At 51.6% G+C, this 21,882-nt stretch carries 24 protein-coding genes and 1 rRNA gene; 11 read left to right on the top strand and 14 right to left on the bottom strand.

Features of this window, described 5'->3' with window-relative positions; genetic code table 11:
* Positions 1 to 50 precede the first annotated feature (50 nt).
* Both ACR64Q_RS02750 and tyrS read right to left on the bottom strand, forming a co-directional pair.
* Positions 51 to 1,584 (bottom strand): 16S ribosomal RNA (locus ACR64Q_RS02750).
* Positions 1,585 to 1,959: 375 nt separating this feature from the next.
* Complete coding sequence (gene tyrS / locus ACR64Q_RS02745; RefSeq protein ID WP_409521207.1) at positions 1,960 to 3,153, bottom strand: tyrosine--tRNA ligase; 1,194 nt, start codon at positions 3,151 to 3,153, stop codon at positions 1,960 to 1,962.
* A 147-nt stretch (positions 3,154 to 3,300) separates the two neighbouring features.
* Between tyrS and ACR64Q_RS02740 the strand changes: the two genes are divergently transcribed.
* Both ACR64Q_RS02740 and ACR64Q_RS02735 read left to right on the top strand, forming a co-directional pair.
* Entirely contained in the window at positions 3,301 to 4,593 is a 1,293-nt protein-coding gene (locus tag ACR64Q_RS02740) for a peptidoglycan DD-metalloendopeptidase family protein (protein WP_313733525.1), read from the top strand.
* Between the two features lie 4 nt (positions 4,594 to 4,597).
* On the top strand, positions 4,598 to 5,713 hold the full coding sequence (locus tag ACR64Q_RS02735; protein ID WP_313735063.1) for an anhydro-N-acetylmuramic acid kinase: 1,116 nt from the start codon (positions 4,598 to 4,600) through the stop codon (positions 5,711 to 5,713).
* Here the strand turns inward: ACR64Q_RS02735 and erpA are convergent.
* Positions 5,705 to 6,037 carry an iron-sulfur cluster insertion protein ErpA gene (gene erpA / locus ACR64Q_RS02730; RefSeq protein ID WP_020483200.1) on the bottom strand — a complete coding sequence of 111 codons (333 nt, stop codon included), beginning with the start codon at positions 6,035 to 6,037 and terminating at the stop codon, positions 5,705 to 5,707. The genes ACR64Q_RS02735 and erpA overlap by 9 nt on opposite strands.
* Before the next feature lie 229 nt (positions 6,038 to 6,266).
* On the opposite strand from erpA, the gene ACR64Q_RS02725 reads away from it, so the two are divergent.
* The gene (locus ACR64Q_RS02725) at positions 6,267 to 6,752 is read left to right on the top strand and encodes a SixA phosphatase family protein (RefSeq protein ID WP_313733524.1); all 486 of its coding nucleotides are present in this window, start codon (positions 6,267 to 6,269) and stop codon (positions 6,750 to 6,752) included.
* Positions 6,753 to 6,771: 19 nt separating this feature from the next.
* Here ACR64Q_RS02725 and ACR64Q_RS02720 read toward each other — a convergent pair whose 3' ends face one another.
* The 11 genes from ACR64Q_RS02720 to ACR64Q_RS02670 all read right to left on the bottom strand — a co-directional run bounded on the left by ACR64Q_RS02720 (position 6,772) and on the right by ACR64Q_RS02670 (position 14,181).
* Complete coding sequence (locus tag ACR64Q_RS02720; RefSeq protein ID WP_313733523.1) at positions 6,772 to 7,038, bottom strand: hypothetical protein; 267 nt, start codon at positions 7,036 to 7,038, stop codon at positions 6,772 to 6,774.
* A 27-nt stretch (positions 7,039 to 7,065) separates the two neighbouring features.
* Positions 7,066 to 8,205, bottom strand: coding sequence for a heme d1 biosynthesis radical SAM protein NirJ (gene nirJ / locus ACR64Q_RS02715; RefSeq protein ID WP_313733522.1), 1,140 nt, complete (start codon positions 8,203 to 8,205; stop codon positions 7,066 to 7,068).
* A 3-nt stretch (positions 8,206 to 8,208) separates the two neighbouring features.
* Entirely contained in the window at positions 8,209 to 8,688 is a 480-nt protein-coding gene (gene ahbB / locus ACR64Q_RS02710) for a siroheme decarboxylase subunit beta (protein ID WP_313733521.1), read from the bottom strand.
* On the bottom strand, positions 8,688 to 9,131 hold the full coding sequence (locus ACR64Q_RS02705) for an Lrp/AsnC family transcriptional regulator (protein ID WP_313733520.1): 444 nt from the start codon (positions 9,129 to 9,131) through the stop codon (positions 8,688 to 8,690). The genes ahbB (ACR64Q_RS02710) and ACR64Q_RS02705 overlap by 1 nt, the downstream gene beginning before the upstream one ends.
* Before the next feature lie 2 nt (positions 9,132 to 9,133).
* Positions 9,134 to 9,706 (bottom strand): siroheme decarboxylase subunit beta, encoded by a 573-nt coding sequence (gene ahbB / locus ACR64Q_RS02700; RefSeq protein ID WP_313733519.1) that lies wholly within the window; start codon positions 9,704 to 9,706, stop codon positions 9,134 to 9,136.
* Positions 9,699 to 10,154 carry an Lrp/AsnC family transcriptional regulator gene (locus ACR64Q_RS02695; RefSeq protein ID WP_313733518.1) on the bottom strand — a complete coding sequence of 152 codons (456 nt, stop codon included), beginning with the start codon at positions 10,152 to 10,154 and terminating at the stop codon, positions 9,699 to 9,701. Before ACR64Q_RS02695 ends, ahbB (ACR64Q_RS02700) begins: the two co-directional genes overlap by 8 nt.
* A 1-nt stretch (position 10,155) precedes the next feature.
* Complete coding sequence (locus ACR64Q_RS02690) at positions 10,156 to 11,334, bottom strand: cytochrome D1 domain-containing protein (protein ID WP_313733517.1); 1,179 nt, start codon at positions 11,332 to 11,334, stop codon at positions 10,156 to 10,158.
* 20 nt (positions 11,335 to 11,354) lie between these two features.
* Complete coding sequence (locus tag ACR64Q_RS02685) at positions 11,355 to 11,975, bottom strand: cold shock domain-containing protein (protein WP_313733516.1); 621 nt, start codon at positions 11,973 to 11,975, stop codon at positions 11,355 to 11,357.
* Between the two features lie 11 nt (positions 11,976 to 11,986).
* On the bottom strand, positions 11,987 to 12,199 hold the full coding sequence (locus ACR64Q_RS02680) for a c-type cytochrome (protein ID WP_313733515.1): 213 nt from the start codon (positions 12,197 to 12,199) through the stop codon (positions 11,987 to 11,989).
* Between the two features lie 93 nt (positions 12,200 to 12,292).
* Positions 12,293 to 12,604 (bottom strand): c-type cytochrome, encoded by a 312-nt coding sequence (locus ACR64Q_RS02675; protein WP_313733514.1) that lies wholly within the window; start codon positions 12,602 to 12,604, stop codon positions 12,293 to 12,295.
* Positions 12,601 to 14,181, bottom strand: coding sequence for a cytochrome D1 domain-containing protein (locus ACR64Q_RS02670; protein ID WP_313733513.1), 1,581 nt, complete (start codon positions 14,179 to 14,181; stop codon positions 12,601 to 12,603). Before ACR64Q_RS02670 ends, ACR64Q_RS02675 begins: the two co-directional genes overlap by 4 nt.
* A 214-nt stretch (positions 14,182 to 14,395) precedes the next feature.
* On the opposite strand from ACR64Q_RS02670, the gene ACR64Q_RS02665 reads away from it, so the two are divergent.
* The 8 genes from ACR64Q_RS02665 (at position 14,396) to ACR64Q_RS02630 (ending at position 21,848) form a co-directional block, all read left to right on the top strand.
* Positions 14,396 to 14,959 carry a MarR family winged helix-turn-helix transcriptional regulator gene (locus ACR64Q_RS02665; RefSeq protein ID WP_483823266.1) on the top strand — a complete coding sequence of 188 codons (564 nt, stop codon included), beginning with the start codon at positions 14,396 to 14,398 and terminating at the stop codon, positions 14,957 to 14,959.
* A gap of 86 nt (positions 14,960 to 15,045) precedes the next feature.
* Positions 15,046 to 16,026, top strand: coding sequence for a 4-hydroxythreonine-4-phosphate dehydrogenase PdxA (gene pdxA, locus ACR64Q_RS02660; protein ID WP_313733512.1), 981 nt, complete (start codon positions 15,046 to 15,048; stop codon positions 16,024 to 16,026).
* 8 nt (positions 16,027 to 16,034) lie between these two features.
* Entirely contained in the window at positions 16,035 to 16,826 is a 792-nt protein-coding gene (gene rsmA / locus ACR64Q_RS02655; RefSeq protein ID WP_313733511.1) for a 16S rRNA (adenine(1518)-N(6)/adenine(1519)-N(6))-dimethyltransferase RsmA, read from the top strand.
* 167 nt (positions 16,827 to 16,993) lie between these two features.
* The gene (adk, locus tag ACR64Q_RS02650; protein WP_313733510.1) at positions 16,994 to 17,632 is read left to right on the top strand and encodes an adenylate kinase; all 639 of its coding nucleotides are present in this window, start codon (positions 16,994 to 16,996) and stop codon (positions 17,630 to 17,632) included.
* A 33-nt stretch (positions 17,633 to 17,665) separates the two neighbouring features.
* Positions 17,666 to 19,078, top strand: coding sequence for a 3-isopropylmalate dehydratase large subunit (gene leuC, locus ACR64Q_RS02645; RefSeq protein WP_313733509.1), 1,413 nt, complete (start codon positions 17,666 to 17,668; stop codon positions 19,076 to 19,078).
* Between the two features lie 2 nt (positions 19,079 to 19,080).
* A complete protein-coding gene (gene leuD, locus ACR64Q_RS02640; protein WP_313733508.1) occupies positions 19,081 to 19,719 on the top strand; it encodes a 3-isopropylmalate dehydratase small subunit in 639 nt (212 codons plus the stop codon).
* 21 nt (positions 19,720 to 19,740) lie between these two features.
* Entirely contained in the window at positions 19,741 to 20,820 is a 1,080-nt protein-coding gene (gene leuB, locus ACR64Q_RS02635; RefSeq protein WP_313733507.1) for a 3-isopropylmalate dehydrogenase, read from the top strand.
* 5 nt (positions 20,821 to 20,825) lie between these two features.
* Positions 20,826 to 21,848, top strand: a complete 1,023-nt coding sequence (locus ACR64Q_RS02630; RefSeq protein WP_313733506.1) for an aspartate-semialdehyde dehydrogenase — start codon at positions 20,826 to 20,828, stop codon at positions 21,846 to 21,848.
* Positions 21,849 to 21,882 lie beyond the last annotated feature (34 nt).

Raw genomic sequence — 21,882 nt, 5'->3', positions numbered from 1 at the left:
TTCAATCGAAATAATTTGTTGTGAGTACGTGTAACGGTGTGCCGTCTTTGTAAGGAGGTGATCCAGCCCCAGGTTCCCCTAGGGCTACCTTGTTACGACTTCACCCCAGTCATGAATCACAAAGTGGTAAGCGCCCTCCCGAAGGTTAAACTACCTACTTCTTTTGCAACCCACTCCCATGGTGTGACGGGCGGTGTGTACAAGGCCCGGGAACGTATTCACCGCGGCATTCTGATCCGCGATTACTAGCGATTCCGACTTCACGCAGTCGAGTTGCAGACTGCGATCCGGACTGGGACCGGCTTTTTGGGATTCGCTTACTCTCGCGAGTTCGCAGCCCTCTGTACCGGCCATTGTAGCACGTGTGTAGCCCTACCCATAAGGGCCATGATGACTTGACGTCGTCCCCACCTTCCTCCGGTTTATCACCGGCAGTCTCCCTAGAGTTCCCGGCATGACCCGCTGGCAACTAAGGATAAGGGTTGCGCTCGTTACGGGACTTAACCCAACATTTCACAACACGAGCTGACGACAGCCATGCAGCACCTGTCTCAGAGTTCCCGAAGGCACTCCGCTATCTCTAACAGATTCTCTGGATGTCAAGGGTAGGTAAGGTTCTTCGCGTTGCATCGAATTAAACCACATGCTCCACCGCTTGTGCGGGCCCCCGTCAATTCATTTGAGTTTTAGCCTTGCGGCCGTACTCCCCAGGCGGTCAACTTAATACGTTAGCTCCACTACTAAGTTCTTTAAGAACCCAACAGTTAGTTGACATCGTTTACGGCGTGGACTACCAGGGTATCTAATCCTGTTTGCTACCCACGCTTTCGTACCTCAGCGTCAGTTTTAGTCCAGGGAGCCGCCTTCGCCACTGGTGTTCCTTCAGATCTCTACGCATTTCACCGCTACACCTGAAATTCCACTCCCCTCTACTAAACTCTAGTTGCCCAGTATCAAATGCAGTTCCCAGGTTAAGCCCAGGGCTTTCACATCTGACTTAAACAACCGCCTACGCACGCTTTACGCCCAGTAATTCCGATTAACGCTTGCACCCTCCGTATTACCGCGGCTGCTGGCACGGAGTTAGCCGGTGCTTCTTGTATAGGTAATGTCAGTCTACCGGGTATTAACCGGCAGGTATTCCTTCCTATTGAAAGTGCTTTACAACCCTCAGGCCTTCTTCACACACGCGGTATTGCTGGATCAGGCTTTCGCCCATTGTCCAATATTCCCCACTGCTGCCTCCCGTAGGAGTCTGGGCCGTGTCTCAGTCCCAGTGTGGCTGATCATCCTCTCAGACCAGCTATGGATCGTCGCCTTGGTAGGCCTTTACCCTACCAACTAGCTAATCCAACATAGGCTCATCTATTAGCGCCAGGTCCGAAGATCCCCAGCTTTCCCCCGTAGGGCGTATGCGGTATTAGCGTGAGTTTCCCCACGTTGTCCCCCACTAATAGGCAGATTCCTATGCATTACTCACCCGTCCGCCACTCGTCAGCGCCCGAAGGCCTGCTACCGTTCGACTTGCATGTGTTAAGCATACCGCCAGCGTTCAATCTGAGCCATGATCAAACTCTTCAGTTTAATTTTAACTTGTCTCTAAATAAGATTAGTGACCAATCTTGGCTCGACTACAGAACATCTTTTCTTGCGAATTGACGTGGTTTCTGTGTCGACTATTTTTAAACAGCACATAGTCGCTACACATACCCACACAAATTATTTCGATTTCGTTTGTTAAAGAGCCAGAGCATTTCGCCCTGTTGAGCCGACATATTCTACAGCGTTTTCAGTTCCTGTCAAATTTATTTTTAGATCATTTCAAAAAACCGAAACACTCAAAACAAACCCGCCACTCACAACCTTAAACCCGCCGAACCCAGCCGACTCCTTCACCGCCAAACCCAAAAAGCTAAAGCAGTGAAGAGCCGCGCATTTTAATCACCCAGCCACCCCGCGTCAAGTGATTATTTCTATCCGCGCAAACTTTCTTTTGCCTACCTGATAAACATGCTTGGCCGGCGCCGAAATTAAGGTTTTCGGGTCTTCCAGTTTTTCACCATCAATCTTTACCGCACCTTGTTTGATCAAACGTAATGCTTCAGACGTGCTTTCCACTAACCCAGCATTTTTCAACACATTAGCAATCGGCATGCCCTGCTCATCGACTTTAATTCGAACTTCCTCGATATCATCCGGCAAAGCCCCGCGCTGAAACCGAGCCTCAAAATTCTCAAGCGCCGTTTTTGCAGCCTGAAACCCATGAAACCTGGCAACAATCTCCTGAGCGAGCGAAACTTTGTAATTTCTTGGGTTTTCGCCATCCTCGCACGCAGTTCGCCAATTCTCTATTTCAGTCATTGGCTTAAAGCTCAATAACTTAAAGTAACGCCACATCAGCTCATCTGAGATCGACATGATCTTGCCAAACATGTCATCAGGAACGTCGGCTATACCTATGTAGTTGTTAAGCGATTTGGACATTTTCTGGACACCATCAAGCCCTTCCAAAATCGGCATAGTCAACACGACCTGAGGTTTTTGCCCATAACCTTCCTGCAATTGCCTACCCATCAACAGGTTAAACTTCTGATCCGTGCCACCCAGCTCGACATCCGCTTTCATGACCACCGAGTCATAGCCCTGTATTAATGGGTATAAGAATTCGTGAATCGCAATGGGCTGCCCCCCCTTGTAACGCTTACTGAAATCATCACGCTCCAGCATTCTCGCCACGGTATTTCTCGCTGCTAACTGGATTAATTCGGCACTCGTCATAGAGCCCATCCACGCCGAATTAAATTTCACCTCGGTTTTATCAGGATCAAGGATCTTAAACACCTGCGCCTGATAGGTTTTCGCGTTTTCCGCCACTTCCTCACGACTCAACGGCTTACGCGTGACGTTTTTGCCGGTCGGATCGCCTATCATTGCAGTAAAATCGCCGATCAAAAATTGCACGTTATGCCCGGCATCCTGAAATTGCTTCAGCTTATTAATGAGCACCGTGTGTCCCAGATGCAAATCGGGCGCAGTCGGGTCAAATCCAGCCTTAATCGTTAACGGCCGATTTTCCTCCAGCTTTTTGATCAAATCAGATTCCAGCAAAATTTCTTCAGCGCCATAACGCAACTGAGCCAAGGTTTCTTGCAACAATTTATTCTCCCGATAGCCTTTAGTTCTGGGCGCGCATTATAAGTGATGCAATTGTACGGTAGGATAAAAAATGGCCTTTTGTTGGCCTTATGCACCAAAATTGCCTACAATGAAACGCTCGACAAACAATGAAGTGTGATTACTGTGAAGAACAGAATACTCAAGTCGGTGCTTTTAGGCACCTGCACCGTTGTTGCCGCAAGCGCAAGTTACGGATTGATACCGCATAAAGGTTTTGAAGACGCAAAGACCTTGGAGCAAGACAGACTGATCTCATCCAAGATCAACCAGTACACCAAATACGTTGCACCAACCGAAGTACAACATCTGGACATCACTGAAGAACTGGAACATACCGTTAAATCAGGTGAAAACCTTTCCAGCATTTTCTCAGCCTTAAATCTTAGCCGAGAAGATTTGCACAAAATTATCCACGCCAACGCCACCGGCAAGCAGTTTGCCGACGTCGAACCCGGCCAGGACGTTGTTGCCACCCTGAATGCGTCGGGCGAATTGGAACAGCTAACTTACAGTAAAAACCCTTTCGAAACATTGATTGCCACCCGGCATGACGACGAATTCGATGTGGCGTTGTTAAGCAAAAAAGTCGATTATCAAATAGCCAATAGTAAAGGCACGATTGACTCTTCGCTATTCGAAGACGGCAAGGAAGCAGGCCTACCGGAAAAACTAATCCTGAAACTAGCCGACATTTTTGCCTGGGACATCGATTTTGCGCTGAATTTAAGAGACGGCGACCAATTTACCGTTGTCTATGAAAAGCTCTTTGTGGATGGCAAAGAGTTCGATACTGGCGAAATCCTGTCGGTTGAATTCGTCAACCAGGGCAAAACTTATACCGCCGTGCGCTTTGAAGATAATCAAGGCAATACAGGCTACTACACGCCGGAAGGCAACGGCTTACGCAAAGCCTTCCTGCAAACCCCGATGGACTTCGCCAAAATCAGCTCGCATTTCGATTTGCACCGCAAGCATCCGATCCTGAACACCATCCGCGCGCATAAAGGCGTCGATTATTCCGCAGCCATCGGCACTCCGGTTAAAACCACCGGCGACGGTAAAATCGTCTTCCGCGGTGTGAAAAACGGCTATGGCAATGTAGTGGAGATCGAGCATGGCCAAAAATATTCAACCTTGTACGCCCACTTGTCCGGCTTCAAATCCGGTCAGAAACTCGGCAACACCATTAAACAAGGCGATGTAATTGGTTACGTCGGCAAAACCGGCTTGGCCACCGGCCCGCATCTACATTATGAATTCCGCATTGGCGGCGAGCACGTCAATCCGGTTACCGCGAAAATACCGCGCTCCATGCCTATGGATAACGCTTTACTGGCAAAATTCAAAGCACAAACCCAGCCATTTTTAGCGCAATTGAAACAAGCCAAAGGCGACGCGTTGGTTGCTCAAAACTAATACAGTGTCCGAGCTTTATATAGGCTTAATGTCAGGGACCAGCGTTGATGGTATCGATGCTGGTCTTGTCGATTTTAGCGACGGCAAAACACAACTTGTCGCATTCCATTACCAACCATTCTCCGTCGAACTCCGACAAAAAGTTCAAAATCTAAGCCAAGCGGGCCAGCCTATTCTGCTAACAGATTACGGCTCTCTCGATAGCCAGATCGGTCGATTATTCGGCGAAGCAGCACAGAAGTTACTTGATAATGCCAACATTCCGGCAAGTTCGATCAAGGGTATCGGCAGTCACGGGCAAACCGTTTATCACGCACCCGAGACTGCCTATGGCTTTTCTCTGCAAATCGGCGATCCGAATCGCATTGCCGAAATCACCGGCATCACCACCGTCGCCGATTTTCGCCGCCGCGACATTGCCGTTGGCGGCCAAGGTGCCCCGTTGGTTCCAGCGTTTCATCAAGCAGTTTTTAGCGATGTAAAGCAAGCCAGGGTAGTCATCAATATTGGCGGCATCGCCAACATAACAGTGTTAAACGATAATCCGGTCATCGGCTTTGATACCGGCCCCGGCAATGGCTTAATGGACTGGTGGTGTCAGAAACATTGCAACCAGCCTTATGACCGCAATGGCGATTGGGCAGCCAAGGGCAAACCCTATCCCGCCCTGCTCGCTGCTTTAAAAGACGACGACTATTTTCGGCTAGCGCCGCCGAAAAGTACTGGCAAGGAATATTTTTCGCCTGCCTGGTTGCAACAAAAGCTCAGCTTATTTCCAGACCATGAGCCTGAAGATATTCAAGCCACACTCTGTCAATTCAGCGCCGATACTATCGCCGACGCCATTCGCCAATATGCGCCAAATACCTTGCAAACTTTGGTTTGTGGTGGCGGCACGCATAACAGCCAATTGATGACCCTGTTACGAAAACTCCTCGATATGCCGGTGATTTCAACAGCTGAAAGGGGAATCGATCCCGATCATGTCGAAGCAATTGCGTTTGCCTGGCTGGCACGCCAAACCCTTAACAATTTGCCGGGAAACTTATGTAGCGTCACGGGCGCAGGCGCGCCCGTGATTTTAGGTGGGATTTATCCGGGTAGAAACGGTTTACGCTGAGAAAGACGAGCCGCAACCACAGGTCGTCGTGGCGTTAGGATTGCGAATCACGAATTGCGCACCAGACAGGTCTTCCTTGTAATCGATTTCGGCACCGCTAAGGTACTGAATACTCATTGAATCAATCAGCACTGTCACGCCATCTTTGACAATTTGGGTATCGTCTTCATTAACATCTTCGTCAAAAGTAAAACCGTACTGAAATCCCGAACAGCCGCCGCCACTGATATAGACTCTGAGCTTAAGATTATCGTTACCCTCTTCCTGAATTAAACCCGCAACTTTATGAGCGGCGCTGTCGGTAAACACAATAGGATCGGACATATAAAACTCTATAAGCAATTGAAAGATTGAATGATTATGACTATACCCAGTAATTCAGTCAAGAATTATCAACTATATTTTCCAGACCTGCGATTAAAGCCCCAGCGAAGCAACCACCGCGCTAATATTTACGCTAAATTTAGCTGGAACTCTATTAACAAACTCCATAGCTTCGCCTAAAACCAGAAAGTGTCGACAGACTTAAAATCGTTCGACAAGGAGGCATACCATGCTTATCACCTTCCTCAGACACGCTACCGCGGAAGATGGCGGCTTATCGATACCCGACGCGGATAGAGCCTTAATCGACAAAGGCGAAAAGCAGGTGAAACGCTTGGCGGCATTTTGTTTAGCCAACGGCTTGATTCCGGGATCGATTTATTGCAGCCCGCTGCTACGCGCCCAACAGACCGCAAGGATACTCAACCAACGTCTGCCTGACAGTCCTGCACCCCAGACCGTTGAGTGGCTGGGCATCGATACTTCTGCACCAACCATACTCAGAGAACTGGCCAAACTGGCCGAGCAAGGTCTGGACGACATTTGGCTGGTCGGTCACGAACCGGACTTCTCGGTTACCATTTCCGGTTTGTTAGGCACCGCCGCCGACAGCATTGTCATCAAAAAAGCCTCCCTAACCCGCCTAGATGCGGATTTATCGGATCAAGCGTCCGCTAAATTGCTGTGGAGCATCCCCTGCTCATTGATGCGCTAAGGACCAGTCCAACCAAATTTCAAGCCAATTGTTCGCCCAGTTCCTTCAGTGCTGCCATGGTATAGGCATCGCTAACCGACTCCGCAATCCGGGCATGCAGTTTCTCCACATAGCGTGTTGATGCCAAGCCAGCCTGAACCAAGCCAAAATCCTGAACAATGCTATCGATTTGCCGCCAGTCGTCGCCAGTTAATATGGCCTTTTCCGAAGCGGAAGCCATCCTGGCCCAGCCATCAATGTCCCCGGCAAATTTTCTGTAAATAGCAACTTTTTCCAGACCAATCATTACTCATCTGAGACGGCGCAAATCTGTCTAAGCGAAGATCTCTTCGTCCAGCAGATAACAGCCAGGATCCTCGGCCCAAAAATCGCCGGTCATTTGCTGCGCACGAACACGCGTATTGCCGTTGCAAATATTTTGATAATGACAATCGCCACAGCGACCTTTCAGCGGCCTGGGCGAAGCTTTCAATCCGGCCATGAGCGGATCGCTGATGTCCGGCCAGATTTCAGAGAAAGGCCGTTTGCGGACATTGCCCAAACCGTAATGCCACCAGAACGTGTCCGGGTGGACGTTACCGAGATTGTCGATATTGGCGACATTCACGCCAGAAGCATTGCCGCCCCATTGCTGCAATTTTGCCTGGATATGCTCCGCTTGCTCGGGGAAACGGCGCTTAACCCAGTGCAGAAAATACACCGCATCCGCGTCGTTGTTGCCGGTCACCACTTCGCGATGCCAGCCTTGCTGCTCCCAGCCCAAAGATTTCTCGAACAAGCTGTCCATTACCTTGCGGGTCAACTGAAACTCGGCGTCGTCCTTACGGTTCTTGTTGCCGCGACCGCCATAGTTCAAATGCGACAGATAGAATTTGTCGATGTCTTCGTCGTCCATCAATTGCAACAGACCTTCAAAGTCGTGGGCGTTGTCTTGGGTCAGCGTAAACCTGACCCCGGCTTTGATGTTGTGTTCGCGGCATAAACGAATACCGGCCAGCGACGCTTCGAACGAACCTTGCTTCTGACGGAATGAGTCATGAGTCTGACCAATGCCATCCAGGCTGACGCCGATGTATTGGTAGTCAATCGCGGCGATTTGCTCAATGTTACTTTCGTTAATCAGCGTGCCGTTGCTAGACAGAGCCACATAAAACCCCTTATCCCGGGCGCGCTGCGAGATGGCAAAAATATCCGGATGCAGCAACGGCTCGCCGCCGGACAAAATCAACACTGGCACTTTGAAGGCTTTCAGGTCATCCATCACCGTGTAGATTTCCGGCGTGCTGAGTTCGCCGGGAAAATTAATGTCGGCAGAGGTGGTGTAGCAATGTTTGCAGGTTAAATTGCAGCGGCGGATCAAATTCCAGATCACCACCGGCCCGGACGGTTTGCGCGGTGCGGCCAGCGGCGTCGGGTGCAGCAATTCGCGCATGTATTGGCTAAGTCTGAACATGCCCTATCCCCCGATTCGCAAACCGGTTTTTTTAAGAATTTTGGTGCTGTACAGCACCTCGTGACTACGCGCCTGTTCGCCTAATAATTCGGCGATGATTGCGGTTTGCCGTTCGGCATCCTGCTCGGTCTTACCATGCACCATGGCGAACAAATTGTACGGCCAGTCCGGCAAATGACGGGGACGCTGATAGCAATGACTAACAAACGACAGCATGGCTACCTTTTGTCCCAGTTCGTCGACATGGCTATCCTCAACATCCCACACCGTCATTCCGTTGTAGCGGTAACCTAATTTGTAATGGTTGGGCACCGCAGCAATACGGCGAATGGTCCCGGTCTGCTGCATTTCAGCCAGATGTAACATGATCACTTGTGCAGACAAACCCAGTTGCTCGGCAACCGCTTGATACGGCTCACTGACTAAGGGCAAACCGGCCTGGGTGGCCTGGATAATTTTTCTGTCTATTTCGTCGATGGGCATCAGGCTTCCAATTGCAGACCAACGTAGTATTCGCTGATCTTCGGCATGTTGTAAACGGCCAATCCGGTCCGCCGCTCAATTTCGGCAATCACACATTGCACCTGTTCCGGCTTTTCGGTGGCCAGTACAAACCACATGTTCAATAAATGATTGCGGGCATAGTTATGCGCCACTTCGGGGAAGGCGTTGACGATTTCGGTGACTTCGTCGAAGCGCTCATCCGGTACTTTCAGCGCCGCCAAAGTCAGAGCCCCACCCATTTGTTCGGCATGATACATAGGCCCAAAACGCGACAATATTCCGTCGGCCAACATGGCTTGCAATCTTGACAGCAATTCGGCTTCCGGCAGGCCCAATTCCGCGGCAACCCGTTGGTAGGGCGATACGCAGATAGGGAAACCTTGCTGCAAGCGGTTGACGATGGCTTTGTCTGTGGCGTCCATGTTTAGGCGAAGTGCACGCCGAAAGACAGTTTGTTTTTAATCTCCTCACCCCTGCCCTCTCCAGCAAAAACGGGGGTTGGCCCATCGCCTTTTGTCATCTGGCGAGCATATAAAGCGCCCCGCTGTTTAAAGCAACGCCGGCTAAACAACACTTCAAAAGAATAATCGCTTAAATTGCAGTCATGCCGCAGTTCTGCCCATTGCTCAAGCACCACCTCCCGGCTCTTACCATGGATCATGCAATACAAGTTATAGGGCCAGACGTCACCCTGGCGCGGGCGTTGGTAACACAGATTGACGCAAGCCTGCTGGCTGATCAACGCGCCGACCCGAGCTACCCGCTCGTCCGGCACATCCATCACGATCATCGCATTGGCCCGGTAACCCAACTGGCGATGCTTGACCACCACGCCCCAACGCTTGATCAAACCTTGAGTCTTTAAGCGCGCCAAACGCTCAATCACTTCCTGTTCGGTAATCGCCAATTGCTCCGCTATCGCCGCATACGGCCTAGCTGCAATCGGCAATCCGGCTTGCACGGCGGCAATCAGTTGATAATCAATGGCGTCAATCATGCAGATTAAGCTCAAATCCCAGGTTGATGAAATAGTCGGCCAACATCGGTAGCAACATCGCGGGATAGCCGGTTTGAGTCTCGATGTCCGCAATAACAGCTTTAAGATGGGTTTCGCTATCGGCAATCAACACAAACCACAAATTGAAGCGATTTTCGCGCTCATAGTTGTGATTGACTTCCGGATAAGCACTCACCAATTCCGCAACTCTCGCCAAATCAAATTCCGGCACCGCCATCGCCACCAGCGCGCTGTTGCCAATGCTATTGGGCGCGATCACCGGGCCGATGCGGCTGATCATCTGCTGCTCCGATAAGGTTTGAAACGCATTCAGCACCTCGTCTTCGCTAACCCCAAGCTGGTCGGCGATGTCGCGATAGGGGGTGGGGCTCAACGGAAAATCCTGCTGATAGTCGTTGAGCAGACGTTTATGCAAGGGCGCCAGCATGTTACCAACCTATTCGGTTCGCTCGATCAGTGAAGAAAATCCCGCTAGGCTTTTGCGCCGACAAACGGGCCGTCTCTTGAAACGTCTCGGTGTCGTAAACCATTACTCGGTCTTCGTCGCGCACCGCCAGCCACACCGACTCGCCGCGCGGGCTGAATTCCATGTGCAGCACGGCCTTACCGGGTTGCAGGGTTTTGACGATGTTAAAGTCTTTCAAGTCGACCACTTGCACAGTCTGATTGTCCGGGAAGGCGAAATTTACCCAGACCTGCCGTCCGTCAGGGCGCGAGGTAACGAACACCGGTTGACCGGCCACTGGGATGCGTTTCACCAACTCCCACTCTCGGGTATCGATCACCAAGACTTCATGCAAGCCCACCGCCGGCACCAACAGCCAATCGCCAGCCACGGTCCAGCCTTCCAGATGCGGCATTTTGTAGACCGGCATTTGCTCGTCGTCCTTGCCGTAATCTTCCAATATGTGTTCGACACCCTTTTCCGGCTGCCACAAATCCAGCAAGGCCAAGCCTTTCTCACCGAATAAACCAGCGGCATAGAAATGACCGTCCGGTGTCAGCAAGGCATCATATGGTTGTTTGCCGATGTCTTTAAATTTTTTCACAATGGGTTGACGCGGATTCTTGGCATCGATCAACCAAATTTCATTGCCTTCGAACAGGCTGCAAACGAAGCGCTGGCCCGGTGCATCAACAAGACCGACTACTTTGGATAACTTGTTGTCTTCGCCGTAAACGGCGGGGATTTCGGCCAGTTGTTCCAGCGTCACGGCGTCGAACAGCTTCACCCCGCCGGGCGTGTAATTGGAAACAGCAATAACTTTGCCATCCTGAGAAATCGCCCCGCCGATGCTGTTGCCAGCCTGGATGATGCGTTTATCGATTTTATCTTGGAGTAAATCGATCTTGGTCAAACCGCCATCGCGACCGAAAACATAGGCGTAGCGCTGATCGCGGGAGAACACCACCGACGCATGAGACAAATCACCCAAGCCTTCGATGCGGCCCATCGACGCGGGCTTCGTGGTGTTGACGATCTGTATGCTGCCGGTTTCGCGTTCGATCACTACGCCGATATCGCCGGTGCCGCGCAGATCGCCACTGGCTTGGCAAACCCAAAATAACGCAACAGCAATGGTAACTTTACGAATTATTTGCTTCATATCGACGCCAAGGAAAATTTTTAGTGCCCACACCATTGGTCTTCGCAGGGCCTCCCGTCATTGTCACCATCCGTCACGCTGCCAGGACAATTATTCAAATAAAACATTGCTTCTTCACATGAAGTCATTTGCGTGCATCGCGTTTTGCCTTCACATGTAAATTTCGTAGAGACTTGTATTTCAGGCTGTTCTAACGCCTGATAGCTGACCTCCGCGACCGGAGGCGACCAAGAAATAGTACTTTCACGACTTTTAAATTTATTCACCGCAAATCCAACGACAAGCACGGCAATAACAACAGAACTAAATACTGATCGATAGTTGCTGTTTTTATACTTATACGCACGAGCCTTATAAGCTTGAGGTTTAATTGCATTTTTTCGCGGCGCTACTGAGGCTGACTTCACGAGCTTCCGCTCCGAGAATACGCTTTTCATCCCTTCGATAGTAACGCCGACGGCTCTTTTTTGGCCTGTCAGGTCGGTGATTACATCGAAATAAACTATGTCGCTTTCAACCGGCCTTCGGATTGCACCTTTCAACGAAGATATATGAAAAAATACATCCTCACTGCCATCGTCGGGGGTAATAAAACCATACCCTTTATCGTCTATCCAACGTTTTAAAATACCTTTTTGCACGCTAATCGAATCTAAGGTTGCCGTAAGCGTTGAATCAACCAGTTTGTTTCATCAACGTTCAGAAAATTCTTCCAAGGCGGCATAGCCGTGCCTGCTCGACCGTTCTGAATCGCATCCGCCAAGAGCACGTCGCTTTTGTCGGCCAATGCTTCCGGCATCAACGATGGCCCCAAGCCGCCTTTCGGCGGCAGGCCATGGCAGGAGCCACAATCATGCTTAAGCATATTCAACAACTCCTGCTGCCTTTGCGGATTAGGTTGGTCCGCAAAGGCGCAGGATGACAGCAAGCCGAGCAACAGCCAGCAATAGCGCATTGCTTAGGGTTTAACACTGCCGTAATACGCGGCGATGTCGTTAATTTCCGCATCGGTCAAGGAACCGGCAATGGCGTTCATGATGTCGGATTTCCGGGTCTTGTCGCGATACTGCTTGATCGCGGTTTTCAAATACTCGGGATCGCGGCCGCCCAAGGGGGGGAACGGTGCATCGGCGCTGGGCATCCGGATACCGTGGCATTGCGCACACACCGCGCCTGCCTTGGCTTGACCGACATACAGACTAGTCGCCTGAACGCTACCGGCGGCGCACAATCCCGCCAACAGCGTCACGATAAAATGAGTCATCTTCATTTTGATTGCTCCATTTCGTCAGGCGACAAGCCGCGCGTCATGTATTTAACCCGGCCGCGGGAAAAAATGCCCGCCGGGCTTTCCATTGGCACGGTAGCGACTTTTTGCAAGGTGTTGGAGTCGTAAACCACCACTTCGTCACCGTTATAGCCGGCGCTGATATACAAGAATTTGCCGTCGGCACTATATTCCGGGAAGTAGGCGTGACCACCAACATCCAGGGTTTTAACCACTTCCAAGGTTTTTTTATCGATCAATTGCACGGTGCGGGCGCGTCTGTCTTTACTGATGATGTCCACTGCGACATAAGGCGCGTTGGCATGTGCAGCCGGTGATTCGGTGCCGCCGGAAACCGGTACTTGTTTGACGACTTCCATTTTGTCCAAATCCCAAACGCTGACCACGGTTTTGTCGCAATCGCCGAAATTGGTACCAAAGCCCAAGGTCCGACCATCGACTTTAACTGCCGAACCGCCGCCCACATGCGGCACACAACCCGCTTCCAGCTTTTTGATAATCTCGCGTTTTTCCAGATCGATGGCCGCCACGATGCTGTCGTCGTAAGAGGCAATCATCAATTTTTTGCCACCGTGCGTTAGGAAAGCATCATGTAAATGCCGGCCGACATTCTCGATCCGGGTAACAGGGAAACCTTCTTTGTTCAAATCTATGACCCAAACCTGGCCGGCATTTTCCAGCGCAATCGCGAAAATATCCGCATACGGGGTGCCGATGATCATGCCGGAGTCGGATGACACGTGTTTGCCGTCCGGGTCGATGCCTTCCAACTCAAAAGTTTTTAAAGGTTCCAGCGTATCGGCATTTAGAATCACGGCGTTATGCGGTACGAAAGAACCGGCCATGATGTATTTACCATCGCGCGATACGCCCATACCTGGGCCGTTCCAGCCGGTTTTGATACTGCGCACCGCTTGCATGGAATACAAATCGACTTTAAAAATCTCGGCAGTATCGGTTTTTACATAGGCCCAGCGCGGATTGGCAGGGTTGAAATCGATAATATGCGCAGCGGTGCCGGTGGGCACTTCGCCGACTTTTTGATGGGTGGAACTGTTAATGAAGATCGCTTTGGAGCCTTCGCCACGGCCGTATTTACCGCGCGCCGCGACGCCGATCAGGTTTTCGAATTTATCGTCGATTTGGAAAGTCGGCTTGGCCGGCAGCGTGCTTTCGTCTTTGACATAGACTTTCAGCGACTTTTTCATATCGTCGATAGTCCAGGCCGGATTGGGTTGTTTTGGCGTTTCTTGGAGATGTTTGATCACGCCGCGAATTTGGTCGTCATCAAGCCTGCCGTAGAACGGAGGCATCAAAGTGTCGAAGCTGCCGGCCATTACGATGGTACGTAATGCGGTGGGGCTGCGGCCTTTCAAGGTAGCCGAGTTCAGCGCCGGCGCCAAATAACCGCCGTGATCGGAACCATGACAGCTGGCGCAATTGTCTTGGTAGAGCTTGTGGAAATCGTCGGATTTTGCCATCGCCACTCCAGACGACAACAGCATGGCGATAGCACTCGCCAGTAGGGATTTATTCAGCATTTTTATAGTATTTTTCATTTAAAATTCCTGCCACCCGCAAGTTAAAAAAAAGAGCCAACTTGGTGCATTAAACCATAAAAGACCAGGACGAACAGCCGCCCGATTTAGCATGGTAAAATAACAGCTTGTTGACTCCAGGCCGATGTTATAAAGTAAAGTTTCGATTCGCTATCAATTTACTCCCTGAACCATCGCCTTGTCAACCTTGTGGATCATGATGAGAATGCAATTTATGCAACAAACTGATATTTACGAACTTATTGAGTGCATGACCACCTTGATCCGTTCCGAGGAACGGAAAAAATGTACGGAACTGGGCTTGCAGCCAGTACACTTTCAAGTGCTCAATTACCTCTCGCGCTGCAACAAATACAGCAATACGCCTGCTGCTGTCGCCAATTATTTAGGTATGACGCGCGGCACGGTATCGCAATCGCTAATTATTCTGGAAAAGAAAGGTTATATCGGCAAAACGCCGGATGCCAACGACAAGCGCGTAGTGCATTTGCAATTGCTGCCGGATGGCGCTGCGATACTTAAGCAAGCCCGGCCTTCGGATTTATTCCACAGCGCCACTTCTATCTTGCAAAGCAGCGATTCGCCGCCGTCAGACGCCAATGTTTTCCAACAAGCCTTGACCGCCCTGCAAAAAGCCAACCACTCGCAGTCGTTTGGCGTGTGCAAAACCTGCCGCAACTTCAGCGAAAAAGACGGCGGTTTTTTCTGCCAGCTTACCCAGGAGAAGCTCAGCACAGGCGATAGCGAACAAATTTGCCAGGAACACAACCCTGTCTAACTATCCGACCAATGCACAGATAGGCATTAAACAAATCCCGGCCGGGCTTATACTGCGGGATTTACCGGGTCGATTGGGGAGCTAATATGTCTATACCTCGCATCGCTTTGACGCCCGGCGAGCCTGCCGGCATCGGCCCGGACTTGTGCATACAGCTGGCGCAGCAGGAACAAGCTTGCCAACTCGTTGCCATTGCCGATCCGGAATTATTACAGCAACGGGCAGAACAAATTGGCTTGCCGCTGGCAATTCAACTTTTCGACATCGATCAAACTGCCAACAAACAGCAAGCCGGCACCATATCCGTGCTGCCCATCAGCTTGAGCGAGCCAGCCGTTTGCGGACGGCTCAATTCCGCCAATAGCCGATACGTTCTGGAAACCATCCGCCAAGCCACCTTGGGCTGCATGAGCGGCGCATTCGCGGCGATAGTTACCGGCCCGGTTCACAAAGGCGTGATTAACGACGCGGGCATTCCCTTTAGCGGCCACACCGAATTTATCGCCGAATTGACTGGCGGTACGCCAGTCATGATGCTGGCCACACCCGGCCTACGCGTCGCTTTGGCGACGACCCATTTACCATTGTCAGCGGTTAGCGCGGCAATCACCTCGGATTCGCTGGCAACAGTAATCCGCCTGTTGGACCGCGACCTACGACAACGCTTTGCGATAGACAAACCCAAAATTCTGGTCTGCGGCCTCAATCCGCACGCCGGCGAGAGCGGCCATCTGGGCCGCGAGGAAATCGACACCATCGAGCCGACTTTGGAACGCTTGCGCGGTGAAGGCATCAACCTTTACGGCCCGTTACCCGCCGACACATTATTTACCCCAAAATACCTGGAAACCGCCGACGCCGTATTGGCGATGTATCACGATCAAGGCCTGCCGGTACTAAAATACAAAGGCTTCGGCCAAGCCGTGAATATCACCCTCGGCTTACCCATCGTCCGCACCTCGGTCGACCACGGCACCGCCCTGGAACTGGCCGGCACCGGCAAAGCCAACCTAGGCAGTTTGCAGTTTGCGTTGCAGACTGCGCTGGATATGATTCCCCACTTATAAAACTAAAAATGACCCACACCGCCCGCAAACGCTTCGGCCAGAACTTTCTGCACGATCACAGCATTATTTACAACATTCTAGCCAGCGCCCATCCGGTAGCAGGCGAACATTGGGTGGAAATCGGCCCCGGTCTTGGCGCCTTGACCCAGCCTTTGCTTGAATCCGGCGCTAAACTCGATGTCGTTGAGTTAGACCGAGATTTGGTCAGCCGTTTGCAAAAGCAGTTTGCCGGCCACAGCAACTTAACCGTGCACAGCGCCGATGCATTGAAGTTCGATTTTGCCGCGCTGGCACAAGCCGGCGAGAAACTGCGCATTATCGGTAATCTACCTTACAACATTTCCACGCCGCTGATGTTTCATCTATTGGAAACCACAGATTGCGTGGAAGACATGCTGTTCATGCTACAAAAAGAAGTGGTGGAGCGGATTTGCGCCGAGCCGGGCAGTAAGAAATACGGTCGGTTGAGCGTGATGATGCAATATTACTGCGAAACCGAATTGCTGTTCGACGTGCCGCCGGAAAGCTTCGATCCGATTCCGCAAGTCATGTCGGCCATTGTCCGGCTAACCCCGCATGCGCAGCCACCGGTCGATATTCCTGATCTAAAAAGCTTTAGCCAATTGGTGACTCACGCTTTTTCGCAGCGCCGTAAGACGATCCGCAATTCACTGAAAAACTTCATCTCAGAGCAGCAGATCATCGAGCTTGGAATCGACGCCAATCTGCGCGCGGAATCAATCAGCCTGGCAGAGTTCGCACTGCTCAGCACTCACAGCCAAGCAAACATCGCCAGCTAGATTCGCAACTTCCTACGCCCTCGACTAGACAAGATTTGACGGCATTCACAGGGCAAGTGCGATAAAATGCCGGATTTTTCCGCCAGGCTCACGAACTGATGCGCTTGAGCCGGCTCTCTTTATATATAAAAGGCACCAAGCCTGATTCATACACTGGAGTGATTGATATGCGCATTATCCTGTTAGGCAGCCCCGGTTCGGGCAAAGGCACCCAAGCCCAGTTCATCACGGAAAAATTTGCGATTCCGCAAATTTCCACCGGCGACATGCTGCGCGCGGCTGTCCGCGCAGGCACCCCACTGGGAATCGAAGCCAAAAAAGTCATGGATGCCGGCGGACTGGTATCCGACGAGATTATTCTGGGGCTGATTAAAGAGCGTATCGCCCAGGATGATTGCACCAACGGCTTTTTGCTGGATGGTTTTCCGCGCACCATCGCTCAGGCTGAAGGCTTGGCAAAAATGGGCGTGGAATTGGATCATGTGATCGAAATTGCCGTGGACGACGAGGAAATCATCAAGCGCATGAGCGGCAGGCGCGTTCACATGGCGTCCGGTCGGACTTATCACGTGGTTTTCAATCCACCCAAACAGGAAGGCTTGGACGATGCTACCGGCGAAGCGTTGATTCAGCGCGACGATGACAAGGAAGAAACCGTACGCAAGCGCTTGAGCGTGTATCACGAACAAACCAAACCGTTGGTCGGCTTTTATTCCGCGCCTGGCCAAAACGCTAAATTCGCTTCGATTGCCGGCGTCGGCTCGGTCAGCGACATCACCTCCAAATTGCTCGCCATCTTGGGCTGAGCAGTATTGTTAACTTCTTTATCGGAAACTGAGATGGCTGGTAAAACCTTATACGACAAACTCTGGGACGACCACGTCGTTCATACTGAAGACGACGGCTCCTGCCTGATCTATATCGACAGACAATTGCTGCACGAAGTGACTTCGCCGCAGGCTTTCGACGGCTTGCGCCTGTCCGGCCGCCAACCCTGGCGCATCGCCAGAAACCTGGCGGTCGCCGACCACAATGTGCCGACCACTGACCGCGCCAAAGGCATCGCCGATCCAGTCTCAAGATTGCAAGTCGAGACTTTGGAAAACAATTGCAAAGAGTACGGCATTACCGAATTTGATATGAGCGATATTCGCCAAGGTATCGTGCATGTGATCGGCCCGGAACAAGGTGCCACTCTGCCTGGCATGACCATCGTCTGTGGCGATTCGCATACTTCCACCCACGGCGCTTCGGCGGCTTTGGCGTTTGGTATCGGTACCTCGGAAGTCGAGCATGCGTTGGCCACCCAGTGCCTGGTACAGAAAAAAGCTAAAAACATGTTGATCAAGGTCAACGGCAAAACGGGCCTAGGCGTCACCGCCAAAGACATCGTGTTGGCGATCATCGGCCAAATCGGCACCGCCGGCGGCAATGGCTACACCATCGAATTCGGCGGCGACGCGATTTGGTCTTTGTCGATGGAAGGCCGGATGACGGTCTGCAATATGGCCATCGAAGCGGGCGCCCGCGCCGGTTTGATTGCGGTCGATGACATTACCATCGATTACTATCAAGGCCGCCCCTATGCCCCCAAAGGCGATGATTGGAATATGGCTGTGCGTTACTGGCAAAACCTGCGCTCCGACAGCTATAGCGGCGATTTGTTCGACAAAGTCATCGACATCAATGCCGCAGCGATTAAACCGCAAGTCAGCTGGGGTACTTCGCCGGAAATGGTCGTAGCCGTCGATGCCAATGTGCCTGATCCGGCACAAGAAACCGATCCGGTTAAACGCCAAAGCATCGAACGCGCTTTGCAATACATGGGTTTGCAAGCCGGTCAGAAAATTACCGACATCAAGCTGGACAAAGTTTTTATCGGTTCCTGCACCAATTCGCGCATCGAAGACTTGCGTGCCGCTGCGGCAGTCATCAAAGGCCGGAAAAAAGCGGCTTCCGTGAAACAGGTACTAATTGTGCCAGGCTCAGGCTTGATCAAGCAACAAGCCGAAGCTGAAGGACTGGACAAAATCTTCACCGCAGCCGATTTCGAATGGCGCGATCCCGGTTGCTCGATGTGCCTGGCGATGAACGCCGACCGTCTGGAAGCCGGTGAGCATTGCGCGTCGACCTCGAATCGTAACTTTGAAGGTCGGCAAGGCTACGGTGGCCGCACCCATTTGGTCAGCCCAGCCATGGCTGCGGCGGCGGCGATTGCCGGCCACTTTGTCAACATTGCCGAGGAAGCATAAAAATGAAGGCTTTTACTACTTTGACAGCACTCGTTGCCCCCTTGGACAGAGCCAATATCGATACCGATGCGATCATCCCCAAGCAGTTTTTAAAGTCCATCCGTCGCGCCGGTTTCGGCCCGTATCTGTTTGACGAATGGCGTTATCTGGATAGAGGCGAGCCGGAAATGGATTGCACCAACCGGCCGTTGAACAAAGACTTCGTGCTGAACCAGGCAAAATATCAAGGCGCGCAAATCCTACTGACCCGGGAAAACTTCGGTTGCGGCTCTTCGCGCGAGCATGCGCCTTGGGCTCTGGAAGATTACGGTTTCCGGGCCATTATCGCGCCGAGTTTTGCCGATATTTTCTTTAACAACTGCTTCAAGAACGGCATCTTGCCTATCGTCTTGCCAGCAGAAACGGTTGACCTGCTGTTCAAAGAAATTGCCGATGGTTATCAATTGACCATTGATTTACAAGCCCAAACCATCACCACGCCTAGCGGTCAAAACATTGGCTTCACCGTCGATGAAAACCGCCGCTTCCGCCTGATGAATGGTCTGGACGATATTGCGCTGTCGTTACAACACGCCGACAAAATTAAAAGCTATGAAACCGAGCGCGCCAAACGCGCACCGTGGTTGTTCAAAGACGCATAAGCTCCATTGAAAGGTAAAAAAATGCCCAAAAAAATTGCAGTCCTGGCCGGCGACGGCATCGGACCGGAAATTGTTGCCGAAGCAATCAAAGTCTTGAGTTTTCTGAATACCGACATGAACTTGGGTTTGGTATTCGAAAACGCTTTGATCGGCGGCGCCGCTTACGACGCTTTCGGTACGCCGCTACCGCAAACCACGCTGAATCTCTGCAAAAACGCCGATGCGGTGTTGCTGGGAGCGGTTGGCGGCCCCAAGTGGGAACCGCTGGCACATGCGGTACGTCCGGAACGCGGCTTATTGGGCATTCGCTCCGAACTGAACCTGTTCTCCAACCTGCGCCCGGCGATTTTGTATCCGCAACTGGTCGACGCATCGACCTTGAAGCCGGAAGTAGTCTCTGGCCTGGACCTGATGATCGTGCGCGAACTGACCGGGGGCATTTATTTCGGCCAGCCGCGCGGCGTGCATGTTGCGGAAAACGGCGAGAAAGTGGGCATCAATACCAAGATTTACAGCGAATCGGAAATCCGCCGCATCGCTCATTCCGCGTTCAAGATTGCGCAAAAACGCCACAAAAAATTGTGCTCGGTAGATAAAGCCAATGTGCTGGAAGTGACCGAATTGTGGCGTAGCGTGATGACCGAAGTCGGCAAGGAATACCCAGACGTGCAATTGAGCCATATGTATGTCGATAACGCCGCGATGCAACTGGTGCGGGCACCGAAACAATTCGACGTGATCGTGACCAGCAATATGTTCGGCGATATTTTGTCCGACATTGCGGCGATGCTGACCGGCTCTATCGGCATGTTGCCTTCGGCTTCATTGGATGCTAATGCCAAGGGCATGTATGAACCGATTCACGGTTCGGCACCGGACATCGCCGGCCAGGGTATCGCCAATCCATTGGCAACCATTCTGTCGGTGGCGATGATGCTGCGTTATACATTTAATCAGCCGGAAGCCGCCGAACGTATAGAACGCGCGGTGAATACCGCATTAGACAGTAAAGTCAGAACCGCGGACATTTACTCGGAAGGCATGATCAAGGTCAGTACTTCCGGCATGGGCGATGCCGTACTCAACGCCTTAAAAGGATAATTAATATGTCTAAAACTTATGATGTAGCAGTCGTCGGCGCCACGGGTGCAGTCGGCGAAACCATGATTGCCATCCTGGAAGAACGTAATTTTCCGGTCGGCAAAGTCTATGCCTTGGCTAGCGAGCGCTCGGCTGGCAAACGTATACCGTTTAAAGGCGGCTCGTTGGTCGTTGAAGATTTGGCAAGCTTCGATTTTTCTAAAGTGCAGATTGGCCTGTTTTCGCCCGGCGCTTCCGTTTCCGCCGAGTATGCGCCGAAAGCGGCTGCGGCAGGCTGCGTGGTCATCGATAACACCTCGCAATTTCGCTACGACGACGACATTCCATTGGTAGTGCCCGAAGTTAATCCGGAAAAAGTCGCCGACTACAAAAATCGCGGCATTATTGCCAACCCGAATTGCTCGACTATCCAAATGTTGGTGGCCTTGAAACCAATCTACGATGCCGTCGGTATCAGCCGCATTAATGTTGCCACCTATCAAGCCGTTTCCGGCACCGGTAAGGAAGCAATCGAGGAACTGGCGACGCAAACCGCCAATCTGCTGAACGCTAAACCGGTAACGCCGAGCGTGTATCCCAAGCAGATTGCTTTCAATGTGTTGCCGCAAATCGACGTGTTTATGGACAACGGCTACACCAAGGAAGAAATGAAAATGGTCTGGGAAACTCGAAAAATCCTGGGTGATGCCGATATCCAAGTTAATCCGACCGCAGTTCGAGTACCGGTGTTTTTCGGGCACTCGGAAGCCGTGCATATCGAAACTAAACAGAAAATCTCTGCAGAGCAAGTTCGCGAACTGTTGGCCGCAGCCCCAGGCGTCACTTTGTTGGACGAGCGCGAAAACGGCGGCTATCCAACCGCAGTTACCGAATCGTCTGGTAACGACGACGTGTTTGTCGGCAGAATCCGCGAGGATATTTCGCATCCGACCGGCATAGATCTATGGGTAGTTAGTGATAACGTCAGAAAAGGTGCTGCGCTTAACAGTGTGCAAATAGCCGAAGTGCTGGTAAAAAGCTATATCTAGTCTACGCTTAGCTCTGTGTTTTATAGTGGGTCAG

The organism is Methylomonas sp. 2F7 (genome assembly GCF_057126975.1).
The sequence above is the reverse complement of the archived record's forward strand: the minus strand, read 5'-3'. Positions and strand labels throughout refer to the sequence as shown.

Coding starts and splice junctions, on each gene's coding strand:
- erpA (WP_020483200.1), bottom strand. CDS start 6,037: ATGTCCGATCCTATTGTGTTTACCGACAGCGCCGCTCATAAAGTTGCG.
- ACR64Q_RS02725 (WP_313733524.1), top strand. CDS start 6,267: ATGCTTATCACCTTCCTCAGACACGCTACCGCGGAAGATGGCGGCTTA.
- ACR64Q_RS02720 (WP_313733523.1), bottom strand. CDS start 7,038: ATGATTGGTCTGGAAAAAGTTGCTATTTACAGAAAATTTGCCGGGGAC.
- nirJ (WP_313733522.1), bottom strand. CDS start 8,205: ATGTTCAGACTTAGCCAATACATGCGCGAATTGCTGCACCCGACGCCG.
- ahbB (WP_313733521.1), bottom strand. CDS start 8,688: ATGCCCATCGACGAAATAGACAGAAAAATTATCCAGGCCACCCAGGCC.
- ACR64Q_RS02705 (WP_313733520.1), bottom strand. CDS start 9,131: ATGGACGCCACAGACAAAGCCATCGTCAACCGCTTGCAGCAAGGTTTC.
- ahbB (WP_313733519.1), bottom strand. CDS start 9,706: ATGATTGACGCCATTGATTATCAACTGATTGCCGCCGTGCAAGCCGGA.
- ACR64Q_RS02695 (WP_313733518.1), bottom strand. CDS start 10,154: ATGCTGGCGCCCTTGCATAAACGTCTGCTCAACGACTATCAGCAGGAT.
- ACR64Q_RS02690 (WP_313733517.1), bottom strand. CDS start 11,334: ATGAAGCAAATAATTCGTAAAGTTACCATTGCTGTTGCGTTATTTTGG.
- ACR64Q_RS02680 (WP_313733515.1), bottom strand. CDS start 12,199: ATGCTTAAGCATGATTGTGGCTCCTGCCATGGCCTGCCGCCGAAAGGC.
- ACR64Q_RS02675 (WP_313733514.1), bottom strand. CDS start 12,604: ATGAAGATGACTCATTTTATCGTGACGCTGTTGGCGGGATTGTGCGCC.
- ACR64Q_RS02670 (WP_313733513.1), bottom strand. CDS start 14,181: ATGAAAAATACTATAAAAATGCTGAATAAATCCCTACTGGCGAGTGCT.
- ACR64Q_RS02665 (WP_483823266.1), top strand. CDS start 14,396: ATGCAACAAACTGATATTTACGAACTTATTGAGTGCATGACCACCTTG.
- pdxA (WP_313733512.1), top strand. CDS start 15,046: ATGTCTATACCTCGCATCGCTTTGACGCCCGGCGAGCCTGCCGGCATC.
- rsmA (WP_313733511.1), top strand. CDS start 16,035: ATGACCCACACCGCCCGCAAACGCTTCGGCCAGAACTTTCTGCACGAT.
- adk (WP_313733510.1), top strand. CDS start 16,994: ATGCGCATTATCCTGTTAGGCAGCCCCGGTTCGGGCAAAGGCACCCAA.
- leuC (WP_313733509.1), top strand. CDS start 17,666: ATGGCTGGTAAAACCTTATACGACAAACTCTGGGACGACCACGTCGTT.
- leuD (WP_313733508.1), top strand. CDS start 19,081: ATGAAGGCTTTTACTACTTTGACAGCACTCGTTGCCCCCTTGGACAGA.
- leuB (WP_313733507.1), top strand. CDS start 19,741: ATGCCCAAAAAAATTGCAGTCCTGGCCGGCGACGGCATCGGACCGGAA.
- ACR64Q_RS02630 (WP_313733506.1), top strand. CDS start 20,826: ATGTCTAAAACTTATGATGTAGCAGTCGTCGGCGCCACGGGTGCAGTC.